The sequence below is a fragment of the Gammaproteobacteria bacterium genome, assembly GCA_013001575.1.
GTDB lineage: Bacteria > Pseudomonadota > Gammaproteobacteria > Steroidobacterales > JABDMI01 > JABDMI01.
On sequence record JABDMI010000116.1, the window covers coordinates 33,109 to 41,871 of the forward strand.

Consider the following 8,763-nt stretch of genomic DNA (forward strand, 5'->3'; position numbering starts at 1 on the left):
TTATTTAATTAAATACAAGCGCAATTTCACTACATAAACGATAAACATTTCAAAACGGATTAAGATTATGAAACCAACAAGACTAACAGCAAATCTGGTACTACTTTTAGGCGCTTTCAGCTTGAGTAATCCACTGCGGGCCCAGGAGCAATTGGATGCTTCTGACGGCGTCGGCGTCGATGTGATCGACGGGGTTAATTCAACTAGCGTAGATGAGTTTGGCAATCTGATCTTGACCATGGAAAGTGGTGAAACTGTTACGGTCTTGTCTGGCGAGTATTTTATTTATGACGGAAGTTATTATCTGACTTCCGATGCGCTGGCCAATCTGGGTTTATCCATCGAAGATGCAGCCGCAGTTGTGGTTGCCGCAGCCGGCGGTGGTGGCGGTGGAAGCACTCTTCTGTTGGTCGGTGGTGGTGTATTGTTACTTGCAGCAGCAGCTGGCGGTGGTGGCGGTGGTTCATCAGCACCCGCTCCAGCTCCGGCGCCTCCCGTAAATAATGCCCCATCTTTCACTTCTGCCAATTCGAGTAATGCGGCTGAAAATACAACCACGGCCTACGATGCCAACGCCACCGATCCCGATGGCAATTCCATCACCTATGGCCTGACTGGGACAGATGCGAGTTTATTCACCATCAATTCCTCAACCGGGGTTGTGAGTTTCATCAATCCACCCGATTTTGAAAATCCGGGCGACTCCGATGGGGACAACGTGTATGACGTGAATGTCACTGCATCGGATGGCAGCCTGAGCGTTTCCCAGGGCGTGTCTATCACGGTGACGGATCAAAATGATGCCCCGGTTGTCAGTGCAGCTATAGAAGACGAAACAAGTGAAAATGCCGGTCTGAGCGTTGACTTATTACAAAACGCCAGTGACCAGGATGGCGACACACTGAGCATTGCCAATGTGGTTGAGACCAGTGGCAACGACGCCAGCGGTGTAAGCATTTCTGGCAGCACCTTAACGGTGGATATGACCACCTACGATTATCTCGCCGAGGGCGAAACAGTCGTATTGGTCTACACCTACGACGTTGAGGATGGCAATGGTGGAACGGTCAGCACCTCGGCTACCATTACCATTACTGGTCAAAATGATGCGCCAATCTTAGCTGTGGTTGATATTGCTGCCACCGAAGACGGGGCGCCAGTCGATGGAGCGTCGACGGCTAGTGATGTGGACATCAGTGATACCCATGTATTCACTACCACTCAACCAACTGAAGGCAGCGTCAGTATTGATGCCGCGACCGGTGTGTACACTTTTGACCCGGGCGAAGATTTCCAATACCTCGCCGATGGCGAGACCACCACGGTCAGTTTTGACGTCACCGTAACAGACAATAATGGCTTGTCAGATACGCAAACCGTTACGGTAACCGTTACCGGTACCAATGATGTTCCGGTCATTGTTGAAGCCGAATCCGACTTGAGTGGCGATGTCACCCAGGTCCCGTTGGCCGACGCTGCATCAAGTTCGGCGTTCACCGCAGTTGGTGAAGTAATCGGCGTGAATGAATTGAATGGCATTTTGCCTACCGAGGGCAGCTCGATGGCATTGTTGAATGCCCAGGGCGCTACCGATGCCGAGATCGAGGCCGAACTGGGTCTTGCACCGGGTACTCTGGATGTCCATGCCGGTCAAGATGTGGTTGATGGCTCAGGCATAACTACGGCCGTGACCCTGACCGCCGGTCAAGTGGTCACGTTTGACTGGAATTTCCAGGACGCTGAAGGCGACGTGCCCGTAACCACTGATATCAATGATTTTGCTTTTGTCTCGGTCAACGGAGATGTTTCGTATCTGGAGCGTAGCTCGGATGTGGATACGAATGAATGGACCACTTATTCCTTTACAGCACCGGCCGACGGCACCTATGTGTTTGGCATCGGGGTGGTGAATGAAGGCGACGATGCCGTAGATTCGCAATTGCTGGTGGACAATTTCAGTGTTGATGGAGTTTTGGTTGATGGTGCGGAAGGTCTCGACTCCCTGACAACCAGCGGCACAATTACCTTTACCGATCTCGATTTCACGGATACGCATGGTACCGAGGTCGAGCCCGACGCGGGCAATACCCTGGGTGGCATCATGGTTTTGACCGGAGTCAGTGAAGACCCAACCACCGAACCGGGCACTTTTGACTGGACCTATGTGGTCGATAACGAAGCCACGGCCTATTTGGCAGAAGGCGAAACCACCACTGAAAGTTTTACCGTGTTCGTGGGCGATGATTTTTCTGATATTGACGTACCCGGCACATTTGACTCGCAGGTAATTACAATCACAATCACTGGCACCAATGACGCGCCAGTCATTTCAGTTGTTGATCTGGCCGCCACTGAAGACGGTGCCACAGTTGATGGCACGGCTACTTTTACCGATGTCGATCTGATCGATACTCATGAATTCACTACCACGCAACCTTTGGAAGGCAGCGTAACTATTGATGCGGCGACTGGTGTCTACACCTTTGATCCAGGTGCCGATTTCCAATATCTGGCGGATGCTGAGACCGCCACGGTCACTTTTGATGTCACCGTCACAGATAATAATGGCTTGTCAGATACGCAAACCGTAAGCGTAACCGTTACCGGTACCAACGACACCCCGATCATTGAAGTGGTCGATGTTGAGGGTGCGGTCATTGAAGACGCCACCACGCCAAATCTGACCGACGCAGGCTCTGTCACATTCACTGAAATTGATGACACCGATGTAATTACTTCATCGGTTGCTCTTACAGCAGAGGCCACCGACAGCGCAGAACCGATTCCGGCCGATTTGAGTGCCGCCTTGGCGAGCGCGGTCACAATTACCCAGACGGGTACCAACGATGGTGATATTGCCTGGGATTTCAGTCTCGATAATGCTCTGACCCAATACATTGCTGATGGCGAGACCGTCACCGCGACCTACACCATCACCGTAATGGACGACAGTGGAACGGCCAATGACACTGCAACGCAAGACGTTACGGTTGTGATCACCGGCACCAATGACCAACCGACCCTGACCATTCTTGATACGGATGGCGCGATGGACGAAGGTGATGACAATGCCGTATTGTCCGATTCAGGCGCATTAAGTTTTGACGATATCGATGCGACCGACATCGTTACAGTCAGTCAAACCTACAACGATGATATCGCCTACAGCGGCGCGCTCGACCCGGCCGATCCTATCGATCCCGTGAACCTGGCTCTGGAAGCCGACCTCATTGCCGGTTTCAGCGTGGATCAGGACAGCTGGGACTACACCTCCAGTGAAGACCTGGACTTCTTGGGTCTGGGTGAAACCATCACTCTTTCTTTCGATGTTGTTGCCACCGATGATTCGGGTACGGCCAATAACACTTCGGATCCGGTCACGGTCACCATCACTTTCACCGGCACCAATGATGCAGCCGTCGTTACGGGTGTGGTCGAAGGTGAAGTAGGTGAAGGCGATCTGGTGGATACTGTGTTTGGTGATCTCAATCACACCGATGTGGACAACACTGATCCGGACGGCCTGTTCCAGGCAGATTCCGGGGCGACCACATACGGAACATACACAGTCGACGCCGATGGCAACTGGAGCTTTACTCTGGATAATGCCAACCCTGCCACCGAAGCATTAACCGCAGGCGAAGTAGTCACTGACAGTTTCAGCGCGTTCGCTGATGATGGCACAGAACAAGTGATTACTGTCACCATTAATGGCAGTAATGACGGCGCCATTCTGAGTGCTGATGTGGAAAATCTGGTTGAAACCGATCTTGCCGCTGATATCAGTACCAGTGGAGCCTTGACCATCAGTGATGTGGATGCTGGCGAAGCAGTATTCGTAGCGCAGGCTGGTAGCGTTGGAGACTACGGCACATTTACAATTGACGCAACCGGCGCCTGGACTTACACCGCCAGTTCCGCGCATGATGAATTTGTTGACGGCGTTACTTACACAGATACCTTTAGTGTGCAAAGTGCCGACGGCACCACCACCAGTGTCACCATCAATATTCTCGGCACCGATGATGCGGCCATCTTAAGTGCCGATGTGGTTGCTCTGACTGAAACCGATTCAGCTCTTGATATCAGCACCACAGGTACTTTGACCATTAGCGACTCCGACAGCCCGGAAGAGTTTGTGGTGCAAACCGGCACATTGGGTGATTACGGCACCTTTACTATCGATGCCGATGGCAGCTGGACTTACGCGGCCAGTACGGCGCACAATGAATTTGAAGATGGTGTTGTGTACACAGACACCTTCAGTGTGGAAAGTGCCGATGGCACCACCACCAGCGTCACTATTAATATTACCGGGACCAATGATGCAGCAGTGGTCAGCTCCGATTCGGTTGACCTGATTGAAACCGACGCGGCCTTAACCGCTGATGGCGTTTTAACCAGTTCCGATGTGGATAATACCGACAACGCTTTCACGGCCAGTACCACGACAGGCACACTGGGTGAATTTGACATTGATGCACTGGGTGCATGGACCTTTACGGCCAACAGTGCTTTCGATGAATTGAATGACGGGGATGTCATTAGTGAAACTTTTGATGTCGCTAGTGCAGACGGAACACCGAGTACGGTCACCATCACCATCACCGGTAGCAACGATTCAGCCAGCATTGTGGCTTCCCTGATGGAAGATACAGCGACAACAGAAGCCGGTATTGATGCCGTGGGCGCTCCAGTAGCCGGCGATACGGATGCTGGTGGCACTTTGATAATTACAGACGCCGATGATGGTGAAGCTGTATTCCAGGCGCCGGCTTCCTTGGCGGGCACCTACGGTGACTTTACTTTTGATGCAGCAACCGGAGTGTGGGCCTACACCTTGAACAATGCCGATCCTGATACTCAGGCATTGGCAGCGGGCGACCCAGCAACCGATACATTAACCGTCACATCGCAAGACGGCACGGCCAGTTACGACATCGTGGTCAATATCACTGGGACCAATGACGCCGCCGAGATCACGGGCACCAGCAGTGGTTTAGTGCTGGAAGATTTTGCCATTAATGTCGTGAGTGGTGATCTGCAAAACACCGACATCGATGGCACCGACCAGGTGTTCCAGGCTGGTGCAGGCGCGGGTGACAACGCTTATGGCACGTACACTGTTGATGCAGAGGGCACGTGGACATACTCACTGAGCAATGCCAATGCCGACGTTAACGCATTGAATGTCGGTGATACCCTCATCGACAGCTTCACGGTATTGAGTGAAGACGGCACAGAACAAGACGTGACCATCACGATCTATGGCTCCAATGACGGACCGGTTGCAGTTGCTGACATGGTGACCACCAACGAAGACACCCTGGTCAACATCGATGTGTTGGATAACGATACCGATGTGGATAACCTGCCCGCCGATCTGTCGGTCACTTCGGTTAGTGCCTCCAACGGTACCGTGACCATTAACCCTGATAACACCCTGGATTACACCCCGGATGCCGATTACAACGGTTCCGATGTCATTTTCTACACCATCAGTGATGGCAATGGCGGTGTGGATACCGGGACGGTTGCGGTCACGGTAACCCCGGTCAATGACGCACCGGTTTTTGCAACCGATGCGGTTGCCGCTTCGACAGCCGAGGATCAGGTCCTGACGGGTACGGTTAACGCCACCGATGTGGATGCTGATGTGCTGACTTATACCATTGAGATTGGCGATGGAGCCGCAAATGGCACCGCTGCGGTAGATGCCAGTGGTAATTACACCTACACTCCGAATGACGATTTCAACGGTACCGACAGTTTTGTCATCACCGTAACGGACAATGGCACTGGTGCCTTGACCGACACCATCACAGTCAATGTCACGATCAATCCGATCAATGACGCGCCAGTGGCGAGTGTAACGGCAGCCGCAGCCTTGACTGAGGGTGTCGATGCCTCCGGCACAGCTGTCGCGACAGTGTCGCAGACAGACCCGGATGCGGGTGATACTCACAGCTACGCGATCATCGGCGGCAATGAAGCGGGTCTGTTTACAATTGATGCCGGCACTGGCGAGATAACCACAACACGAGACCTGGACGATGCCGAGGTTGGCAGTTATCAGCTGACCTTGCTGGTCGAAGATGCGGCTGGCGCGCAGGACGCAATTATTCTGGATGTCACGGTCACGAATGTGAATGATGCGCCAATTGTGGCAGTCGATTCGGCAACAACCGCGGAAGATACCGCGGTCACCATCAGTGCGGCCTTGTTATTGGCCAACGATACCGATGCCGATGGCGATGCCTTGAGTATTAATGCACCATTAGTTACAACGACCTGGGATGACGACGGTAATGCTGCTACTGCAGAAGTGCCTGCGGGTACGGTTGCCTTGGTCGATGGCAATCTGGTATTTACCCCAGACACGAATTTTGTGGGCGACGTCATCATTACTTATAACGTCAATGATGGCACCGTCGATGTCCCAAGCAGTGTTGTGGTGACAGTTGGGGGCACCAACGACGCTCCGGTTGCAACCGTGACCCCGACTAACACAAGCTTGACTGAAAACGACGCGCTGGATGATACGGGTACCGAAGTTGCGACCTTGTCGCACACCGATGCGGATGTCGGCGACACCCACAGCTACGCGATCATCGCGGGCAATGAAGCCGGCCTGTTTGCAATTGATGCCGGCACTGGCGTGATAACCACGACGCGTGACCTGGATGATGCCGAGGTCGGCAGTTACCAACTGACCTTACTGGTTGAAGACGGGGCTGGTGCACAGGATGCGGTGACTCTGGATGTCACGGTTGAAAACGTGAACGATGCGCCGGTTGTCACGGTCGATGCCGCGAGTACTGCGGAAGATACGCCGGTCACGATTAGCGGGGCCTTGTTGGTTTCCAATGATACGGATGCCGATGGCGATACCTTGAGTATTGACACAGACATAACGGTTGCGCCGACGGCGTCATCCGGTACTGTGGCATTGGTTGATGGTGACCTGGTCTTTACACCGGCAGAAAATTTTGTTGGTAACGTGACGATCACTTACAACGTGACCGATGGCAATGGAGCGTCGGTGGCGAGTAGTGTTGTTGTATCGGTCAGTCCGGTCAATGATGCACCGGTTACAGACGACGCCGAAACGCTCACAGTTGATGAAGACACTGCGGGTATGGTGTCTCCATTAACGGGTGATACGGATGTTGATGGCGACACACTGACAATTACCGGCGCGGTTGCCTCCAATGGCACAGTGACGGAGTCCGGCGGTGTACTTACCTACACCCCGGATGCGGACTTCAACGGTTCCGATGAGATTGTTTACACCATCAGTGATGGTAATGGCGGTGTGGATACCGGCACGATTGCAGTCACGGTAAACCCGGTCAACGATGCGCCGGTGATTGCAGGCGAAGACACCGGCACTGTCACTGAAGACGTTGATGTGACCGCTGGGACGCCTGACACCATTGAAACTAGCGGTAATTTGACTGTTACGGATGTGGATGCGGGCGAAGCTGCATTCAGTACAACGGTGGTCACTCAGGGAGTTCTGGGTGAATTGACCATTGATGCGCTGGGTAACTGGACTTATGTTGCCGACAACACCCAAGCGGCCATTCAGTCACTGGGTGAGGGTGAAAGCACCACCGATACGATTACGGTCGAAAGTGCCGACGGTACCGATCACGACATCGTAATCACCATTATTGGTACTAATGATGGACCGGTAGCGGCTAATTTAGAAAATACCGATCTGCAATCTGAAGATGAAGCCGCTTATACAGTTGATCTGAATGTTGCCAATATTTTAGGTATCACCTTGGCCGATTTAGGAACCGATGTTGATAACACACTGACCTCGGAATCCTTCAGTTTGAACGGCGTGACCATTGCCGGGACTCTGTACTCGGCCGCGGACGCGGGCATTGGTTATAACCCGACCACGGGTGAGATCACCATTAATACCGGAACGGATGCGTATCAATACTTGGCTGAAAATGAGACAGCTGAAGTTGTTGTTAGCTACACCGTGACCGATGGTTTGGCCAGCGATACCGGCACGGTCACGTTTACTGTGACCGGCGTAAATGATGCTGCGATCATCACCGGTAATGACGCGGGTGACGTGGCAGAAGACGCATTGGTGGATAGCGCTACGGGCGACTTGAACAACACCGACGTGGACGGCGCGGATAATGTGTTCCAGGCGGCGGGTCCTACGGCCACGACCTTGGGCACTTATGAAGTTGATGCAGACGGCACGTGGACCTACACCCTGGACAACGGCAACACCACAGTGGATGCCTTAGCCGAAGGCGAGACCACCACCGACAGCTTCAGCGTGTTGAGCGAAGACGGTACGTCGCAGTTGGTGACGGTGACCATTACCGGTGCGAACGACGCACCGGTGGCAGTGGATGTTGACCTAACGGCTGCGCCACAGTTTGAAGACGAAGCCGTGGTGACGATCGATCTAGCGACTGGCTTAGACAACTACGGCAATGATCTCGGTCTCACGATCGCCGCTGTGGCGACCGATGTGGACAGCACGCTGACGATCGCCTCTTTCAGTTTAAATGACGTGACAATCGACGGGACCTTGTACTCGGCGGCGGACGCGGGCATCAGTTATGATCCGGGAACGGGCTTGATCACTGTGGATACCTCAGTGGACGCCTATCAAGGTTTATCGGCCACCGATGTGGCCTCGGTTGTGGCCAGCTTCACGGTTACCGATGATTTTGGGGCCACCGATACAGCCACAGTGACCTTTGCGGTCAATGGCGTGAACGA

1 protein-coding gene is annotated in these 8,763 nt (G+C 53.3%); it reads left to right on the top strand.

The features are described 5' to 3' along the window. Window positions 1-67: 67 nt before the first annotated feature. Window positions 68-8,763: tandem-95 repeat protein (locus HKN88_09395; GenBank protein ID NNC98270.1), on the top strand; the 8,696-nt coding region annotated here is incomplete at its 3' end.